Annotated in this window: 16 protein-coding genes and 1 tRNA gene; 8 read left to right on the forward strand and 9 right to left on the reverse strand. The window is 47.6% G+C overall.

Going from position 1 to position 17,284, the window contains the following annotated elements; all coding sequences use genetic code 11:
- Positions 1–52: 52 nt before the first annotated feature.
- On the reverse strand, positions 53–1,858 hold the full coding sequence (gene pepF / locus CRN96_RS03175) for an oligoendopeptidase F (RefSeq protein WP_097039071.1): 1,806 nt from the start codon (positions 1,856–1,858) through the stop codon (positions 53–55).
- Positions 1,859–2,075: 217 nt separating this feature from the next.
- On the opposite strand from pepF, the gene CRN96_RS03180 reads away from it, so the two are divergent.
- From CRN96_RS03180 to CRN96_RS03190, 3 genes are all read left to right on the forward strand, one after another.
- Positions 2,076–2,300 carry a hypothetical protein gene (locus CRN96_RS03180; RefSeq protein ID WP_143544274.1) on the forward strand — a complete coding sequence of 75 codons (225 nt, stop codon included), beginning with the start codon at positions 2,076–2,078 and terminating at the stop codon, positions 2,298–2,300.
- A 153-nt stretch (positions 2,301–2,453) separates the two neighbouring features.
- Positions 2,454–2,648 carry a stress-induced protein, KGG, repeat-containing protein gene (locus tag CRN96_RS03185; RefSeq protein WP_097039075.1) on the forward strand — a complete coding sequence of 65 codons (195 nt, stop codon included), beginning with the start codon at positions 2,454–2,456 and terminating at the stop codon, positions 2,646–2,648.
- A gap of 178 nt (positions 2,649–2,826) precedes the next feature.
- On the forward strand, positions 2,827–3,858 hold the full coding sequence (locus tag CRN96_RS03190; protein ID WP_097039077.1) for a threonine aldolase family protein: 1,032 nt from the start codon (positions 2,827–2,829) through the stop codon (positions 3,856–3,858).
- Between the two features lie 91 nt (positions 3,859–3,949).
- On the opposite strand, the gene CRN96_RS03195 is transcribed toward CRN96_RS03190, so the two are convergent.
- Positions 3,950–5,326, reverse strand: coding sequence for a sodium:solute symporter family protein (locus CRN96_RS03195; protein ID WP_179647081.1), 1,377 nt, complete (start codon positions 5,324–5,326; stop codon positions 3,950–3,952).
- A 240-nt stretch (positions 5,327–5,566) separates the two neighbouring features.
- On the opposite strand from CRN96_RS03195, the gene CRN96_RS03200 reads away from it, so the two are divergent.
- The gene (locus tag CRN96_RS03200; RefSeq protein ID WP_097039081.1) at positions 5,567–5,965 is read left to right on the forward strand and encodes a cytidine deaminase family protein; all 399 of its coding nucleotides are present in this window, start codon (positions 5,567–5,569) and stop codon (positions 5,963–5,965) included.
- A gap of 41 nt (positions 5,966–6,006) precedes the next feature.
- Here the strand turns inward: CRN96_RS03200 and CRN96_RS03205 are convergent.
- Positions 6,007–6,078: transfer RNA gene (locus CRN96_RS03205), tRNA-Val, on the reverse strand.
- A gap of 570 nt (positions 6,079–6,648) precedes the next feature.
- On the opposite strand from CRN96_RS03205, the gene CRN96_RS03210 reads away from it, so the two are divergent.
- Positions 6,649–6,840, forward strand: coding sequence for a hypothetical protein (locus CRN96_RS03210; RefSeq protein WP_097039083.1), 192 nt, complete (start codon positions 6,649–6,651; stop codon positions 6,838–6,840).
- A 330-nt stretch (positions 6,841–7,170) separates the two neighbouring features.
- Here the strand turns inward: CRN96_RS03210 and CRN96_RS03215 are convergent, their stop codons facing one another.
- From CRN96_RS03215 to CRN96_RS03225, 3 genes are read right to left on the reverse strand one after another with little or no spacing between them, the layout of a single operon-like run.
- A complete protein-coding gene (locus CRN96_RS03215; RefSeq protein WP_097039085.1) occupies positions 7,171–8,415 on the reverse strand; it encodes a peptidoglycan bridge formation glycyltransferase FemA/FemB family protein in 1,245 nt (414 codons plus the stop codon).
- Positions 8,416–8,436: 21 nt separating this feature from the next.
- Positions 8,437–9,708, reverse strand: coding sequence for an aminoacyltransferase (locus CRN96_RS03220; protein ID WP_097039686.1), 1,272 nt, complete (start codon positions 9,706–9,708; stop codon positions 8,437–8,439).
- 7 nt (positions 9,709–9,715) lie between these two features.
- Positions 9,716–10,975 (reverse strand): aminoacyltransferase, encoded by a 1,260-nt coding sequence (locus tag CRN96_RS03225; protein ID WP_097039087.1) that lies wholly within the window; start codon positions 10,973–10,975, stop codon positions 9,716–9,718.
- A gap of 138 nt (positions 10,976–11,113) precedes the next feature.
- On the opposite strand from CRN96_RS03225, the gene CRN96_RS03230 reads away from it, so the two are divergent.
- The gene (locus tag CRN96_RS03230) at positions 11,114–11,776 is read left to right on the forward strand and encodes a helix-turn-helix transcriptional regulator (RefSeq protein WP_097039089.1); all 663 of its coding nucleotides are present in this window, start codon (positions 11,114–11,116) and stop codon (positions 11,774–11,776) included.
- A gap of 110 nt (positions 11,777–11,886) precedes the next feature.
- Positions 11,887–12,123 carry a hypothetical protein gene (locus tag CRN96_RS03235; protein WP_245844526.1) on the forward strand — a complete coding sequence of 79 codons (237 nt, stop codon included), beginning with the start codon at positions 11,887–11,889 and terminating at the stop codon, positions 12,121–12,123.
- Between the two features lie 83 nt (positions 12,124–12,206).
- Here CRN96_RS03235 and CRN96_RS03240 read toward each other — a convergent pair whose 3' ends face one another.
- Together CRN96_RS03240 and CRN96_RS03245 are read right to left on the reverse strand one after the other, a co-directional pair.
- Positions 12,207–13,469, reverse strand: a complete 1,263-nt coding sequence (locus CRN96_RS03240) for a Y-family DNA polymerase (protein ID WP_097039093.1) — start codon at positions 13,467–13,469, stop codon at positions 12,207–12,209.
- Positions 13,470–13,566: 97 nt separating this feature from the next.
- A complete protein-coding gene (locus CRN96_RS03245; RefSeq protein ID WP_097039095.1) occupies positions 13,567–14,592 on the reverse strand; it encodes an LCP family protein in 1,026 nt (341 codons plus the stop codon).
- A 145-nt stretch (positions 14,593–14,737) separates the two neighbouring features.
- Between CRN96_RS03245 and CRN96_RS03250 the strand changes: the two genes are divergently transcribed.
- Positions 14,738–15,700, forward strand: a complete 963-nt coding sequence (locus tag CRN96_RS03250; protein ID WP_179647082.1) for a DUF1002 domain-containing protein — start codon at positions 14,738–14,740, stop codon at positions 15,698–15,700.
- Between the two features lie 74 nt (positions 15,701–15,774).
- On the opposite strand, the gene CRN96_RS03255 is transcribed toward CRN96_RS03250, so the two are convergent.
- Positions 15,775–17,229 (reverse strand): alanine/glycine:cation symporter family protein, encoded by a 1,455-nt coding sequence (locus CRN96_RS03255; protein WP_097039099.1) that lies wholly within the window; start codon positions 17,227–17,229, stop codon positions 15,775–15,777.
- Positions 17,230–17,284: the final 55 nt, after the last annotated feature.

Genomic DNA, 17,284 nt, shown 5'->3' on the forward strand with positions numbered 1-17,284 from the left:
CGTATAATTTTAAATACAAAAAATGCATGGCGGGTGCCATGCATTTCATCTGTTATCCTTCTATTTCCTCAGTCAGCTTCTCAAGCTCATCCACCAGCTCACCAATATAGGCGATTGTGTCCTTCAGCGGCTGATCGGTCGTCACATCGATGCCGGCCATCTGCGCGAGTTCAACAGGCGGTTTCTTTCCGCCCGTTTTCAGCACCTTCAGCCAGTCGTCCACGGCCGGCTGACCTTCATTTAATACACGTTTGCCCATTTGTGTCGCAATAGTAAGGCCGGCGGAGTAGGTGTATGGGTACAGTCCCATATAATAGTGGGGCTGCCTCATCCATGTCAGTTCCGCATTCTCCGAGATGACGACATCATCTCCCCAGAATTCCTCGATGACCTGGCGCTTCAATGCATTCAGGTCGGCTGCACTGATGCTTTCATGGTTGTCGACCTTTTTATAGACTTCACGCTGGTAAGCCGCTTCCAGCAGATGGGTGACGAAGTTATGGTAGTAAGTCCTGGAAATGATCGAACTGATGACCCAGCGCTTGAATTTCGGGTCATCCGAATTTTCAAGCAGGTGGTTTGCCATCAGCATTTCATTCATCGTGCTCGGTGCTTCAATGAAGTACATGCTGCTTCTCGCGTCGAATACATTCTGCTCACGGTTGGCATTGTAGAAATGTCCCGCATGACCCAGCTCATGGGCCAGTACGAAAACTTCCGTCATCAGCGACGTCCATGAAATCAGGATGAAGGGATGATAGCCGTAAGGGCTTGAGCAGAAGGCACCGGTCGATTTCCCTTTATTCTTGACGAAGTCGATCCATCTCTCATCATATGCGCGGTTCAGCATCTCCGTGTAATCATCACCCATTATGCTGAGGGCATCCAGTATATACTTGCGTGAATCTTCGACGCTGATTTCGGGTTCGCTTGCCGGATCCAATGAAATCTTCAAATCCTCGTAGCGCATTTCATCCAGACCGTTCACCTTCTGCAGAAGTTTCGCATATTTCCGCATATGGGGCGCAAGATCCTTCATGATCAGGTCGATCTGGCGGTGATAGAGCTCACTGTCCACTTCCTGGGTGTGGAGGAGATAATCGATCACCGAATCGAAGCCCCTCAGATCGGCGGTCGTTTTTTCCTGCTTCAGATGTATTTCATAAGTGCCGGCAGTGGTGTGCTCGTATTCTTTAAGTTTCGAATAGAACTTCTTATAGGCGTTGCGGCGCACTTCAGGATCCTCATGGCTTTCAAGCTCCCCTTCATAGGCGAGGTATGACAGCGGGATTTCCTCACCGTTCGCTTCGAATGTACCGAAGTCGATGTCCAGGAGCTTCGTTTTCTGATATAAGCTGTAAGGGCCGTTGAACACATTCGAGTAGGCTGCAAGTGCCTTTTCGACTTCCGCATCCAGCTGGTAAGGCTTATCCCGCAGCAATGTGTCTATGAAGCCCTCGAATTCGGTATTTTGTGCCTTGACCGATTCCAGGAAGGACTCATCCTGTGCGAGCAGTTCACTTTTCAGAAAGCTCGTCGCCGTGCTGAATCTGGCTGAAGCATTGTTGACTTTGCCGTTCAATTTCTGCGCCCCGGCATCCCCCTGATCGGAAGACATCCGGAGGCCTGCATATGTACCGATCGGCACAAGCCTTTCCACAAGCTGCCTGTAGTCGTCGATGGCGCTGACCGCTGTATCCACATCACCGAGGCGGCCTTCATACTTTTCGACGAAACCGGATATTTCCCCATTGATATGCTCTATGGCGTCTTCACAGGCTGCATCCGACTCGAACAGGGGAGTCAGGTCCCATGTATAATTCTGGTCCACTTCATGTCTTTGCTTTAATTCTCCCATTGAAATCCACTCCTTTTATAATTTCGGAAACCGAAGTATAAAGCCATTATACATGAATATTCTGATAAAACACACAAATTTAAATAAATTGTTTCAGCCATTTGATTAAGGATATATAAACAGTAAATGAGGTGATGATATGATTGAAAATGTCTGGTTTTATGTGTTGAGTATTCTTATAATCATTATTTTATCGTTTTTAGTCCCGTTAATAAGAATGAAGCTATGGTGGCTCATCCCGCTTGCGACATTGGTCGTGATGACTCTTACAGGATTCATCCTCCCGAACTTTTATAACGAGCTGAGCTGGCAGCCGCAGGTCGGCTATGCCGTGTTTCTCACGGTGATGTCAATCGTCGTGACGATTTTGACTTTCATGCTTGTCCGGAAACGGCGGGCCGAGAAGGAAAAAAATGAATATGGAACAGCGGAAAATGAATGAAACCAGGACAAACAGCAGCTGAAGGAAAAAGAAGTTACTTTTTGCACTTCTAAGTTTAGAAGTGATCGAAAGTGGTAACAAGTGTTATGGACAAAGACATAAGCCTTTATGTTTTGTCTACATTAATAAAATTTTTTAAGGAGGATTTTACTAATGGCAGAACAAGACAAGATGTCACGCGAAGAAGCAGGACAAAAAGGTGGAAACAAAACGGCAAGAGAGCACGGCAAGGAGCACTTCGAGGATATCGGTGAAAAAGGCGGAAACAAGACTTCCCGCGAACACGGCAAGGAATTCTATGAAGATATCGGCGAAAAAGGCGGCAATGCTTCAAACAACAATAACTAAAACAGCTGATTGAATATACTGCAAAGAAATAAGTATTGGAAACCCGGTCATTAAATGGCCGGGTTTTTTCATTGGGATTCCACCATGGTATTTTTCACTTCAATCTTATCCCGGAAAAGGAGTACAATATGGATGAATACAGCTGCAGGCAGCAATTTGAATGAGGAAGGGGATACGAATGATCAGATTCGATAATGATTATACTGAAGGCGCACACCCAAAGGTCCTTCAGCGCCTTATGGAAACGAACGAAGAACAGCTGCCGGGATATGGCAAGGATCACCATACTGCAAGTGCAAAAGCTCTTATACGCAGTCTCTGCGGTGAGGATGTGGATGTCCATTTCGTCATGGGCGGCACACAGGCAAATCTCACCATCATTTCTTCAATACTGCGGCCGCACCAGGGCGTCATCGCACCGGATACCGGACATATCGCTGCCGATGAAACTGGAGCGATCGAGGCGACAGGCCATAAAGTGCTGGAAATCAAGGCGGTGGACGGCAAGATCGATGCCGGGCAGATTTCCAGATATGTGGAGGATCATTGGAACAGCATTGAGCGCGAGCATAAGCCCCAGCCGAAACTGGTCTATATATCACAGCCGACGGAGTCGGGGACGCTGTACTCAAGGGAGGAATTTGAGGCGATCAGACACGTATGTGATGAGAAGGGGCTTTATTTGATGGTGGATGGGGCAAGGCTTGCATATGCCCTCGCGTCAGGGGACAGCGACCTCACCCTGGCTGACTATGCGGATATGTGCGATGTCTTCTACATCGGCGGCACCAAGGCCGGCATCCTGTTCGGGGAAGCCATCGTCATTTCCCATGAAAACATCAAGGAAGATTTCCGGTACATCATCAAGCAGAAGGGCGGAATGCTTGCGAAGGGGCGGCTGCTCGGCATCCAGTTCGAAGTGTTGTTCGAAGATGATTTATATATGGAGATTGCGGGACATGCGGTGAAGATGGCCCGGATCCTGAACGATGCTTTCACGGGCAGCGGGATAGAAATGCATTTTCCATCCCCGACGAATCAGATATTCCCTGTACTGACGACCGGACAGATAGAAAAACTCAGCAAAAAATATGCATTCCATGTATGGGAGGATATCGATGAGACGAGAAAGGCGGTCCGCTTCTGCACGAGCTGGTCGACCAGACTGGAAGATGTCGAAGCTTTGATCGAGGATATCAATAATCTGTAGAAGGAAGCCGTATCGAATATCCGTTATCAATAAAATGAGAGGCCGCCCGTATGGCAGCCTCTCATTTTAAATATCCATATACCTTAAAACCTTACTTATTGAACACTTTCAGCTGTTCTTCATCCGGCTTTTTGGTGAACATGCTGACACCGAAAACCACGATGAGCGAGACGACGATGGCCGGAATCATTGAAGGCAGGCCGAACGGCTCCTGCAGCAGATACCATATCAGGGCTGTACCGCCGCCTGCAATGACACCCGACGTGCCTGCGGCTGCAGTCGCGCCTTTCCAAAGATAACCTGCATAGAGCGGCACGAGCAGGCTTGCACTGTACATCGTGTAGGCAAAGACGATCGCAGTGACGATATCCGGCATGACGACGGCGAGTATGAACGCGAGGATTGAAAAAGTGATGACCGAAAGCTGTCCGACACGCATCAACTCAACATTGCCCACATCACGCTTCACCAGCTGCTGGTAAAAGTCCCTCGTCAGGTTCACACTTGAACTGAGCAGGATGGAGTTCGTGGATGTGACGATCGCAGCCATCACGACCGCAAGCAGAAGGCCGCCGACGAACGGTGTCATCAGATTAGTGACCACCACCGCAAAAACATCCGCTTCCGGGACATCCGGCCCGAGGATCGCCTGGCCGCTGTAACCGAGCAGCGCAACAAGTCCGTACCCGATCAATGCAGTGGGTATGAGCCACATCAACCCGCGCTTGGCCACTTTGGAGTTCTTCGCTGAAAACACCCTTGTGAATATCATGGACTGTGATACGGCGGTGGTACCGAACGAGGCGATCGCAAGACCCAGTGCCCCGAGGTAAGTGACCTCTGTGAACGGTGTGAAATAATTTTCCGGCAGGGCGGAGAATACCGCACCCGGGCCGTCACCGATATTGAACACCACGATGACACCGAACAATAGACCTCCAAAAATCAGAATCGCCTGGATGGCATCGGTGATGGCCACACCCTTCATCCCCCCGAACAGGGAAATCAGTGTGAAGGAGACGATGCTGATGATCATCGCAGGCATCCGGTCAAGGTCCGTAAATGTGACCAGTATCCCGGTCAGGGCGAGTATCTGTACAGTCACTATCGCAACATCCCCGATAATGATCATGACGGCACTCACATATCTCGTGCTGTTGTTGTATCTGAGCGCAAGCATATCAGGCACGGTGAACTGTTCCAGGTTGCGGAAGCGTTCGGCAAGCAGGAAAGTTGCTGCGACAATGCCGAGAATCGCCCCGAGCCCGCTGAACCACCAGTCGAACCCCATCGTATAGAAGCTCCCTGTCCAGCCGACGACGGTCGCACCGCCGATGTAGGTCGCGAACAATGTACCCAGCAGCACCGGCGTATTCAGGCCTCTTCCTGCCAAGGCAAAGTCCTCGATGTTTTTCGTGTGCTTCGCAAAATATACCCCGATTCCCACTACAATGATTAAGTAAACCAAAACCAATATGGTATACATATGAATGCTTCTCCCCCTTACATTGTTTTTTGAATATAAGTATGATCACAATAATCTTACTATCAATAGTAGGAATATTCAAAATAAATCAAAGTCAAAGAAGGAAATTTAATTCATGATTGAAGCACCATAGTTCATTTAATAAGCCTTTTAAGAGTATAATTGAAAGTAAGAGGGGATTATGGAAAAGTACTGAAACACCGTTGGAAAGGAACTGAAGCTATGTCATTCGAAGAACTTTATACACGGGCAAATGGAATCAGGAATCGCCGTGAACTTACAGATTATGCGAAAGCCGGCAGCGTCGGCGCAGCGCTCCTCGCAGAAAACGGGGAAGTCTACACCGGCGTATCCATCGCCACCGACTGCGGGATGGGTTTTTGTGCGGAACACGCCGCTGCCGCTGCGATGATTGCAGATGGGGAAAACAGGATCTTAAAGATGGTGGCAGTGGGGAAGAACGCTGCTGTTTTACCGCCATGCGGGCGCTGCCGCGAGTTTGTCAGCCAGATTCACCTCGGGAACATGGATGCTGAAGTGATGGTGGGGAGGGACAGGATCCTTACAATCGGGGATCTGCTCCCATATGACTGGAAGCTCGTTGAATCCGATACAATATAAAAAAAGTGCCGGGGAATTTCTTCCCCGGCACTTTCATATGATGACTCCGAGTGGTTTCGAACCACCGACCTCTTGCATGTCAAGCAAGCGCTCTCCCGCTGAGCTACGGAGTCATAATTTTTAACGTCTGGTTAATAATATATACTGAATAAGAAAATATGTCAAACCGATATGGCAGGGGAAATAAAGATAAAAGTATAATTTTACTTCAATAGGGTGAAGTGACAAAAATTAAGATGCCGGCCCGGTGAATAGGCCGTCTTGCAACACTTATCGATCTATAAGAGGGTGACGCGTCACCCTCTCCGGCATGACTATAAGAGGGCGGGTTGATACAGCCATCCTTTTCAATGATCAAATGGAGAAGTATGTTACGGCAGAGGTTCTGCCGTGTTGAAAGACGCAGGAGGGATATCCACAGCCGGGGGCGCCCGCGGCTGCAGGGTGAAAATTCATGAAGGAGGCAGCATCTGGCAGGCTGGATGACCAGCCTGAAAATCAAGATCTCCAAAATGTATAATAATGGACAAAGACCGCATGCAAGGGCATACCGTCTCCCGGGTTTTCCCGATAATATATAACTTCCTATAATATATGTTATGTAAACTTTAGGGTATATTTCGAAAGGGCGGTTATTTTATGGTATTATAACCGTATTAATCTGATATTTGGAGCGATTATTTGTGGGCTTGATCCTTTTAGTTTTTATTATTGCCGTCTCGGCGTTCGTCATCTTTCAAAATGCCAAGGAAGCTGAATCGGATTCCGACAATCCGAAAGAAAAATATAAATTGAGCAAACGTTTCATGATTACAGTCATCGGTTCATTTGTATTCTTACTTATAGTATTTGTTGTCGCGTTCATTTACCTTTAATTCCTTAGTTTCATCCATTACTATATTATTCCTATGAAATCATCCTTCTGTAAACTGTACTTCGGCTGGTTTATTGATGTGGAATGCTTTTTCGGCTGTATTCCTTACATTAACCGGATATCCAACCCGGCTGCCATGTCCGATACAGTTTATATCGTTAAGGGTGATTTTTTTGATCCATTATTTCATGATCCGCTTATTTTGTATCAATCGGACATAAGTTTTCTTCTTTAAAACCCCTGCTATTTTCCGCTTAAAATTATCAGAATATTCAGTTAAATTAACAATGCATAAAGGGCGGAATTACACTTATTCCCGCCCTATCGTTCATTAAATTTTTTTGAGTTTGCGTGCGATGTTGAAAATCAATTTGTTGAATACTTTATCAAATGTTCCCGGCAATTCTTCAATCTCGATATTATAGCCTTTCTTGAACCGGTAGACGCCGTAGTCCTTGGCATCTTCCGTGAAGTCCCCGGTCAGGCCGAAGAAGTTGAACCGTTTCAGGCCGAGTTCTTTTGCTTTCTTGATCATTTCCCATGTTGCATAGTTTGTGCCTTTGAAGAATGAAAGTTCAGGATAGCTGCCGCTGAACAAATAGACCATTTCATGGTTGTTGTAATAATACATCGCTGCGGACAGCTCCAGGTCCGTGCCGAATTCCGCTTTGTAGCCTTCGACTTTTTCGATTCTCGAGTACTTGCTGTCGAGCTGCTGTTCAATCTGTTCGAGCTTCTTTTTCTGCCCCTTCGTCGCCCTGCCCTGTTTTTCCTTCTCGAGTATATCTTCTTTCTCCTTAAGCAGCACGTCGCGTTCATCTGCCAACTGATCGAGGTATTCATCGACATTGACGTATGTCATGACAAGGAACATCTTATCCTTCAACGTCTTCATGAGGTTTTTGATCTTTTGGGACGGGACCGGGTCAAAGCCGATCCTTTCCTCAGTCTCTTTATAGATCTCTATGAAGGCATCATACTCGTCCTCATCCAGATACCTCAGCCTGACCGGCATGATCTCCGCCTGTTTGGTGTTGTATCTGGTGGTCGAATCCATATTCTTCATCAGTTCTTTTTCACTCGGTGTGATGTCCAGTATACCCTGGTATCTCAGCAGTTCTTCAGTGACCAGCTGTTTTGTGAACCCGTGATGGTTGTATCCGAGATTTTCATAAATTTTTATGATATCCGGATTGTTCTTTTCATCCTCTATTTTCTTGCCGTCCTTGTCATGCATCTGATAAATATGGTATGGGGAGTGGATCAGCTGAAGCGCACCTTTTTTCTGTACATATTCATCGATTTCATGGAGGAAGAACTCAAGACGCTCATTATTGAAATCTTTGATCAAGGGTCCCGTATGGGAAGTGAAGAGCCGGTACTTCTTCAGGACGGATGTCGCGCTGAGCATCGAGACCCCGATCAGTACCTCATCTTCATACAGACCGAGGAGGTGCGTCTCATACATGCCGGATATATAGTCATAGTAGAGGTCATCATGCAGATAGTGCATATAACTGTCATATCCGCTGATGAACTGCTTGAAAGTTTGTTCGTTTATAGTCGCTGTATGCATTCAGTTTCAGCCTTTCTGTAATTACTTTGAAATGATCTGGCCCAGTTTCGCTTTCACTTTATAAACGTTGTAAGGCAGCGGTTTGATGACTTTCACGAAGTCTCCGACAAGCTCTTCTATCTCGGCATTGAATCCGCGTTTGAACCTGTAGACGCCGTAATCTTCGCCCTCTTCGCTGAAGTCCCCGCTGACGCCATAGAAATTATAGCGGTCGATGCCGTTGTCGATGCAGTATTTCATCATTTCAAGGTGCATCATATAAGGGCCGACGAACTGCGGATATTTGCTTGTGCTGGCACCGGAGTTGTAGACCAGTTCATACGGCGTCTCGAAGTAGATGCCTGCAGCAAGGTCCAGGGTGTTGCCTTCGACCTTCTGGATTTCACGCGCCTCTTCCAGGTCCTCTTCGATCTTGCTGATCTGCTTTTCCATTTCCCTGATCTTGTTGATCGTCTTATCATTCTTATTCTCTTTGGCATTCTGCTGATCATGGCGCTTCTTAAGATCGGCGTGCTCCTTAGACAGGTTTTCAATATACTCATCAAGCTCGATATACGCGAGCGGGATCAGCAGCTTGTCCTTGTAAGTCATCTTGAAGTGCGTGAAATATTTGAGCGGGTCGGGATGGGTGAAGAAACCCTGCCTTTCCGAAGTCGCAAGATACAGCTTCATGAACTTATCCAGTTCATCCACTTCGAGGAACCTCACTTTCACGCCGTATTTCTGCGCTTTTTTAATGTTCCTCTTCCGCTGTGAATCGAATGTCTTCACGAGTGCATTCACATCGTCATATCCGCCCACATCGAGCACGCTCATCCAGCGCGCCTGCGATGTCTTTGAATAACCCCGGGTGAACCCCTGATGCACATAGCCTTCCTCTTCAAGGATTTTGATCAGTTCGTCCTGGGCCGGGTAATCCGTCTTCTCATTGACGTCCTTATCATACTTCTTGTAGATCCAGTTCGGATCGACTTTCACGTATGAACAGTTGTTGTTCTTGAGGTACCGGGTCAGCTCCTGGAAATAAAACCGCACCAGGTCATGGTTGTGGTAGTCCAGCACCGGGCCCCGGTTGGAGTAATAGAAGTATTGTCCGAGCCCCGTTGATTTCAAAGTGAACAGGCAGGCTGCGATGACTTCACCGGCATCGTCCTTGACGCCGAGCAGCCTGACGGACTGGCCGTCTTCCAGCTCGCGGTTGTCCTTGTTCTCGATCATTTGAAAAAAGGCGGATTCCTCCCCTTTTTCAATATAAGTCTGATATTCCGAGTCAGTTAATTCTGTAAAGATCATCTTCATCCTACCTTCCCAATTTTTGACGCACTTTATTTAATGACTGGTATAGCAAATACGCCGGACGGTTGATCGGCTGTATGAAATCACCGATATATTCATTCACTTTCGCATTGAAGCCTTTCTTGAACTGGATGACACCGTAATCTTCCGCCTCTGGTGTAAAATCACCACTGATACCGTAGAAGTTGTACAGGTCTATATCATTTTCAAGCGCGTAGTTGATCATCTTCCACTGGATGAGGTAACTTCCGGCAAAATGTCTGAAGTCGTTGTCGCTGCCGCCTGCAAGATATACGACTTCATGCGGTGTCACGAAATAATATGCACTTGCCACAGGCAGCTCCCTGCCGTACTTTTTGAGCAGTTCCTGCCCTTCTTCAAGCTTATCCTCGATGTTCGACAGCTGCTCGCTCAAATTCACGATCTTCTTTTTCTGTTTTTCATTGGAAGGGTCCTTTTCGACCGCATTTTCCGCCTTCTCGATATTCTTCTCAAGCTTATCGATGTCCTTCTGCGTCGTTTCGTTATAGCTTTCAAGATCGACATAGACAAGCGGGATCATCACTTTATCCTTGAAGTACTTTTTGCGGCTGATGTAGTAGGCATCGTCCCGATCGACAAATTCCTTCTTCTCGGAAGTGTCTTTCATGAATTTACGGAAGACATCGATATTGTCGAGATCGAGGAACTTGATGCCGAGGCCGTGCTTTTCCGCCTTTTTGATATTCCTCTTCCTCAGGCTGTCCATATCATCCAGCACGTCTTCCGCCGTCTTGCCGGAGAGGTCCAGCACCGAATGCCACCGGATCTGGATGACGGGGTCGAAACCCGTTGAAAATCCTTCATGTTCAAAGCCGTGTGCTTTGAAATAATCGAAAATATACCGGTTGCCCATATCTTTGATGATTTCACCGTCATGATTACGTTCATTGATGACCTCATAGGGATCCACCCTCAGATGCAATACTTTTTTGGATTTCAAAAACTGCTTCAGGCCGGAAAAGAAGGTGTCGAACACTTCCTTGTCACTGTAATCCATGACCGGCCCACGGTTTGTATAAGCGTATTTCATCACTTTCATCACGGGTGTCAGTGTGATCAAACAAGCCGCACGGACTGCGTCTTCATGTTTGACGCCGACCAGGTACGTCTCCGTCCCGCCTTCTTTTTTCAGCCGGTAATTTTCCTCCGTCTGGGTGAAATGACTGAAATTATGATATGTGAAGTGATTGAATTCTTCAATCGTCAATTCTGTAAATTCCATTTTGGCACTCCTGTTATTTATATTCTTTATGAATTCGTTCATTAAAACGAATTTCAAAATATTCGCCTGTTCAAACGAACTTCTGTATAATAAACTCACCATATATATTATATCATTAAATACCGGGAGGGTTTATCAATGATATCATTACTGATCATGGATGTATCTGGCAGTACACGCGCCACAAAGGAACTCCCAAAAGAAATCAAATGGCTCGAACATGAAATTTCCTGTTGGCTGGATGGTGAAGAGAAATCCTATGTAAATTATCGTATGGGAGATGAATTATTCGTCCTGTCTTCCAAGCCCCATTTTACCCTTTTTATTGCTTTTTATGCAAAATTATTATGGTGGGAAACTGAATTTCCATTGAAGTGCAGTTTTCATACTGTGGACATCCAATATCCTGACGTGGACCCGGAAGAATGGACGGATGCATCAGTCAAAGACGTGAGAAATTCACTCGATGCCATCAAGAACTCTTCAATACAGGATTTCGCCGGCGTAGGTATGCCGGAAGCAGCCAATGTTGCGTTGATGTACGCCACAGATATCCTGAATAATCTTACAAAGCTGCAGCGTGAAGTTCTATTGCTTAAAATGACCGGTATCACCCAAAAGGAAATAGCAGAAATCTTAAACAAAAGCCATTCTACAATATCCGCGCATTTCCGGAAATCCAGGGGCGCCCAGCTTGAAGTGATCTTGAATTTCCTGGAATCCCATTACAAAGATGAAACAGACATTACGGAACTTAAGAAAAAAGTGGTCGAATCCATCAGAAAATCAGGTGAAGGATAATGTGGATCATTATATCATCTCTTGTCTTTTATATGCTGAGTGGGCCGCTGATCAAACTGTTTCTGGAATTTTTAACCAATGAAAAAAACCAGGGCACTGATTATGTCGGAATGACCATAGGTTATTGCGAACGGCTGATCATCATCATTTTTGTCGTCCTGGACCAATTTACAGCACTGGGTCTGATTATTGCAGCCAAATCCATATTGCGCTTCTCCGGTGATCAATCCAATCGGAAAGTCCGGAAGGAAAGCGAGTATGTCCTCGTCGGAACAATGGTTTCGCTCATACTCGGCATCGCGAACGGATTGATGCTTCTATGGGGGTTCAACGCAATCAGGGGGTAAGATTAAAAATCCACCCCCTCTCTCCATAATTCGATTAAAATCATGCAATGCGGGGGCACAAACCGATTTCGAGACAAGTGCCCCTACCTTTTATGCCCCGCGATCAGACCCTCCCTGAGCTTCAGCGTGGAGGCATCCGTCCGGCTGAGGGCGCGCATGACGGCGAGCTGCCCATATTTCACTTTCAATTCATCCACCGTCTTCATCAGTGCTTCTTCTTTCAGCACTTTTTCCATGTCCTCGAACAGGGAGACCTGCTTTGCGCTGTCCGGTATGAAATTTGTGAGCGAGACGCTGATCGTCCGGTACAAAGCGTAAGGATCTGCAATCTGCTTCAGATGCCCCCAGGTGACCTTCATCATGTCACTTTCATTGTTCGTCCCCTCTTTGACCGTATACTGTTTGCGGAATACCCTGCCGTCTTTTGTGCCGACTGAAAACTGCACCGTCCTGGCGAGCCGGTGTGCGAGGCGCAGACGGTGCGCCACTTCATCGAACTGTTCGAATAAAACCACATAGATCTCTTCGAATCTGTAATCCCTCATGAGGATCTGGCTCTTTGCGATGGAGGGCGAATGGATCGTGTGCTTCTCCCGTATCACACTGAAATCTATACCGTTCGCATGGAGATGCCAGTCGACGCCGATGATTCCGAAGTCACGCCTCAAATGGGCCGGGTTATAATGTGCAAGGTCCCCGACGCTGAAGATCCCGCGCTCATTGAGCTTCACTTCACTCCGACGGTTGATTCCCCAGAAGGCCTTAAGCGGTGTAATCGGCCATAGCTTCTCCGGCACATCATGATACCTCCATTCGGCGATGCCATCGTCTGTCCTTTTCGCTTCGATATCCAGTGCCAGTTTACTGAGCAGCAGGTTTTCCCCGACGCCGATGGCACTGTCTATTTTCGTTGCTTCATGGATTTCCCTCCGGACCCTTTTAGCCACATCATACGGCGTTTCCCCGAACAGATGGTAGCTTTCCGTGACGTCCATGAAGAACTCATCGATGGAGTATTGATGGAAATCCTCCGGCGCGGTGTACTGCAGTGCAATTTCGGTTATTTTCGACGAATAATCAAGATAGGTCTTCATTGACGGATTGATGATGTAGATGTCGCTCCTGGCCGGGATTTCAAATAGCCTGGAACCTGTCTTGATGCCGAGCTTCTTAAGTTCCGGTGTCGCAGCGAGCACCACCGACCCGATGCTTTTCGTATCGCCGACCACGGCAAGCTTTGTGGTCTTTGGATCCAGCCCCTTCAAAATGCATGAAACACTTGCAAAAAAACTCTTCAAATCGACGCACAGAATATGACGGTGCGGACAGATATAATAATCATACATACCATCACCCCTTATATACGAACGTGTGTTCGTATATAATATAGCATGCTTCCTCTGTACGGTCATTAAAAAAAGACGTCAAAAGACGCCTTTTAAATCATTCATGTGAAATTTCATCATTTTCTTCCAGATTTTCTTCAGGTGCATGCGCTTCAGGTTCATCCAATTCATCATTCAAAAATTGGTGCAGCACTTCGCGGTTCTGTTCGAAATTTAGATCAATGACATTACCTGCATGGTACGTATCCATGAACTGGTATGACCCGTCCACAGGGAGGGTCAGTGAATCGATATCTTTATCCCCCCGGACCAGGAACGAAGCCGCCATGCGGTAGAGTTCGGCATTGCCCATGCTCGTGTTCACATAACCCATGCCCGTGCCCATGGCATGCGGCAGATTGAAGATTCCGCGGGCGGTCAACACCTCATCTTTTACAGCCGATATGACCTGCTGCTGGCGTCTGACACGCCCGAAATCACCTTCGGCATCCTGACGGAAGCGTGCATATTCAAGCAGATCCTCACCGTTCAGCTTCTGTTCTCCTGCAAACAGCTCGGTCGTGATTTTCTCCGACATGTCTTTTTCGACATCGATGGTGATGCCCTCCTCATTGATCGCATCTACCACCGATTCAAATGCCTGATAGTCCACCACGATGTAGTCCTCGACCTGCACCCCGAAGTTTTCCGCTATCGTCTGCCTCAACAGTTCGACACCGCCTAAAGAAAAGACCGAGTTGATCTTGTAGTTCTGATAACCCGGTATGTCCACGTAGACGTCACGCATTATCGATACAAGCTTCAGGTCCTTCTGCATATAATCATACTGGCCGAGCATCACGACATCCGTCCGTGTGGCACCGTCCTCCTCACGGTCGGCACCGAGCAGCAGGAACAGTTTTCTGCCGTCATTGTTGTCCACGCTGTTGAAAACCATATCTTCATGCTCCACACCGTCCTCTTTTGCGGTATTCAGACCCGACTGGTAGGAAGCAAATATATATATTACCGCACCGATCAGTAAGATCAGGAGGATGAGCGGTATGTATGCCCTCTTCTTCAATTTAAGTTTTTTGCGTGTTCCGGTATCATTCCTGTTCACGCGTTTATATTCATTATCCATATTCAAGCTCCTCAAAATTCTCTAACAGATATTCTACTCTTAAAAGAGAGATTAATAAAGCAAATATACAGCGCATGTTTAAAATTGTCTTACAGACACTGATATAGTAATATGAATGAAAATCATAAGAAAAGAGGATCACACTATGTATAAAAAGTTCACACTGCTCGCTGTTGCGGTGTTATTCATATCCCTTCTGCCCGCCACTTTGAAGGCGGCCTCGGAATGGGAAAATGCCGTGACCATCTACGGTGCAGCCCTGGAGAATGATGATGGTTTGAGGGAGGATACCAGCGGCCTGCTGGGCACAGAAGACGGTGATGAGACTGGATATGTGTACTCGGAAGACCTCCAGAATTACCTGGACGTCTACTATGATGACAGTGTGCTGAAATCGAGCATCCGCATCATCCAGAGGGACCCGGGCCACGGCCTCAATATCACACTCAATGAGGAGATGGGTGAAATCACCCAGATCACGGAAGAGACATATCAGAACGCACTGATCACTTCAGGCGTCACCGATGCCGATGTCACCATCGCCGCAGCAGAAGACGTGACGGGCGAAAGTGCTTTGTCGGGCATCTACAAGGCATATGAAGTACAAGGTGAGGAAATTCCGGAGGAACGCACCCGGAATGCACAGGAAGAGCTTGAAGCCATTACGGACATCGCAGAAGAAAACAGCGGTGTCGAAGGGTTTTCACAAGTCCAGCTCAACAAGATGATCACTGAGATCAAGATTGAGATCGTCAATAACTACGGCGGTGATGTGACAGAAGAGGACGTCAGGGGCATCGTGGATGAAAAGATGCAGGAAAACGGCCTTGACGGCATCCTATCCCAGGAGCAGATCGACCGCATCGTCGGCATCCTGCTGGATATCCGCGACTCCGGCATATTTTCCGGTGAAGAAGCGGAGAGGCTGATGGAGTCTTCAAGAGATCTGGTCGACCAGATCACTTCGAGCGATGCATTCGGTGAAGCCCGCGACAGAGCCGAGGAGATTGGACAGGAGATACAGGAATCCGGTGCATGGGAATCCTTCGTCGACGCCCTCCGAAACTTCTTCAGCCGTGTCGCCGACTTTTTAAGAAGCCTGTTTTAACTGAAAATGACCGCATACATGTGTATGCGGTCATTTTTTATCGGTTTCTGTTGCAGCAACCAATCGTTTTCATATTAAACATCCCTGTCCCTTTTATCATAACGGTCGCTGTCCCATTCCCCTATTCCATTTTTGTCGATATCGACATTATCGATGTAGAATACGGGCTGCCTGCCGGCCTTCAGCTGATCGGCATAATCTTTGGATACTTTAAAGACAGTCCCGCTCAGGCCGATGATCGCAACAATGTTCGTCACGGCCATCAGCGCCATGAATACATCCGCAGTATTCCATGCGAGGGTGATGTCCATGACTGCACCAATATAGACCATGCCGATGACGAGAATCTTGAATACGAACAGCACCACCGGATGCTCTTTGATGAAATTAAGGTTGCTCTGACCATAGAAATAATTACCCAGAATTGAACTGTAGGCGAAGAGCAGTATGACGATTGCTATGAAGATTGCACCGAAATCCCCCATCTGTGCAGACATTGCTGCCTGGGTGACTTCGATGCCCTGGGTCGCATCTTCCCCGAAGCTCAAATCGGAATACATCAGGATGATCACGGCAGTGGCCGTACATACAATCATCGTGTCGAAGTAGACACCAAATGACTGAATCAATCCCTGTTTGACAGGATGGCTCACTGCAGCCGATGCGGCCGCGTTCGGCACGGAGCCCATGCCGGCCTCATTCGAGAACAGCCCCCTCTGGAAACCGTTCAGTATCGCGGCACCGACCGCCCCTGCAAATGCCTCCTGCAGGCCGAATGCACTTGCAAAGATCTGTCCGATCATCGGCAGTATCATGTCGTAATTGATGATCAGCAGCACGAACACGACCGCAAGATAGATCGCCGCCATGATCGGCACTATGTAGCCGGTGACATTCGCAATCCTCTTCGCCCCGCCGAATATGACGATGGCCGTGAATACGGCGAGGATGATGCCGATGATGCTGCGGTCGATGCCGAAGGCGCCGTTATATGCAGCAGCAATCGTATTCGCCTGCAGGCCGTTGAATGCAAATCCGAAAGTGACGGTGATCAAAATAGCGAAGAACACGGCAAGCCATTTTTGATTCAGCCCTTTTTCCATGTAGTATGCCGGGCCGCCGCGGAAACCGCCTTCCTTATCTTTCACTTTGTACAACTGACCGAGCGTCGATTCGAAAAATGCAGTGCCTGCACCGATGAATGCAATGACCCACATCCAGAAGACTGCCCCGGGGCCGCCCAGCACGATGGCCGTGGCCACACCCGCCACATTCCCTGTACCGACGCGCGAAGCGGCGCTGATGGTGAATGCCTTGAAAGCAGAAATGCCCTTCGTACCGTCAGGCAGTGTTTCCGGCTTGTCCCGCAGGACGATGAACATCTGCTTAAACCATCTGAGCTGGACAAATCGGGAAGATAAAGAAAAATAAAGACCCGCGACAATCAGTATCCCGATGAGGAAGTCCCCCCATAACAGCTCATTCATCACCCCGATGATGTTTTCAAACATGCTTGTAAAATCTTCCATTGAAAAAGCCCCCTTCATGTTAAAATATTATAACACCGGGGGCTGAAATTAGAAC

The organism is Salinicoccus kekensis, assembly GCF_900220995.1.
Taxonomy (GTDB): domain Bacteria; phylum Bacillota; class Bacilli; order Staphylococcales; family Salinicoccaceae; genus Lacicoccus; species Lacicoccus kekensis.

Coding starts and splice junctions, on each gene's coding strand:
- CRN96_RS03245 (WP_097039095.1), bottom strand. CDS start 14,592: ATGGATAATGAATATAAACGCGTGAACAGGAATGATACCGGAACACGC.
- CRN96_RS03250 (WP_179647082.1), top strand. CDS start 14,738: ATGTATAAAAAGTTCACACTGCTCGCTGTTGCGGTGTTATTCATATCC.
- CRN96_RS03215 (WP_097039085.1), bottom strand. CDS start 8,415: ATGCATACAGCGACTATAAACGAACAAACTTTCAAGCAGTTCATCAGC.
- CRN96_RS03220 (WP_097039686.1), bottom strand. CDS start 9,708: ATGATCTTTACAGAATTAACTGACTCGGAATATCAGACTTATATTGAA.
- CRN96_RS03230 (WP_097039089.1), top strand. CDS start 11,114: ATGATATCATTACTGATCATGGATGTATCTGGCAGTACACGCGCCACA.
- CRN96_RS03185 (WP_097039075.1), top strand. CDS start 2,454: ATGGCAGAACAAGACAAGATGTCACGCGAAGAAGCAGGACAAAAAGGT.
- CRN96_RS03200 (WP_097039081.1), top strand. CDS start 5,567: ATGTCATTCGAAGAACTTTATACACGGGCAAATGGAATCAGGAATCGC.
- CRN96_RS03235 (WP_245844526.1), top strand. CDS start 11,887: ATGACCATAGGTTATTGCGAACGGCTGATCATCATCATTTTTGTCGTC.
- CRN96_RS03255 (WP_097039099.1), bottom strand. CDS start 17,229: ATGGAAGATTTTACAAGCATGTTTGAAAACATCATCGGGGTGATGAAT.
- CRN96_RS03225 (WP_097039087.1), bottom strand. CDS start 10,975: ATGGAATTTACAGAATTGACGATTGAAGAATTCAATCACTTCACATAT.
- CRN96_RS03240 (WP_097039093.1), bottom strand. CDS start 13,469: ATGTATGATTATTATATCTGTCCGCACCGTCATATTCTGTGCGTCGAT.
- CRN96_RS03190 (WP_097039077.1), top strand. CDS start 2,827: ATGATCAGATTCGATAATGATTATACTGAAGGCGCACACCCAAAGGTC.
- pepF (WP_097039071.1), bottom strand. CDS start 1,858: ATGGGAGAATTAAAGCAAAGACATGAAGTGGACCAGAATTATACATGG.
- CRN96_RS03180 (WP_143544274.1), top strand. CDS start 2,076: ATGAAGCTATGGTGGCTCATCCCGCTTGCGACATTGGTCGTGATGACT.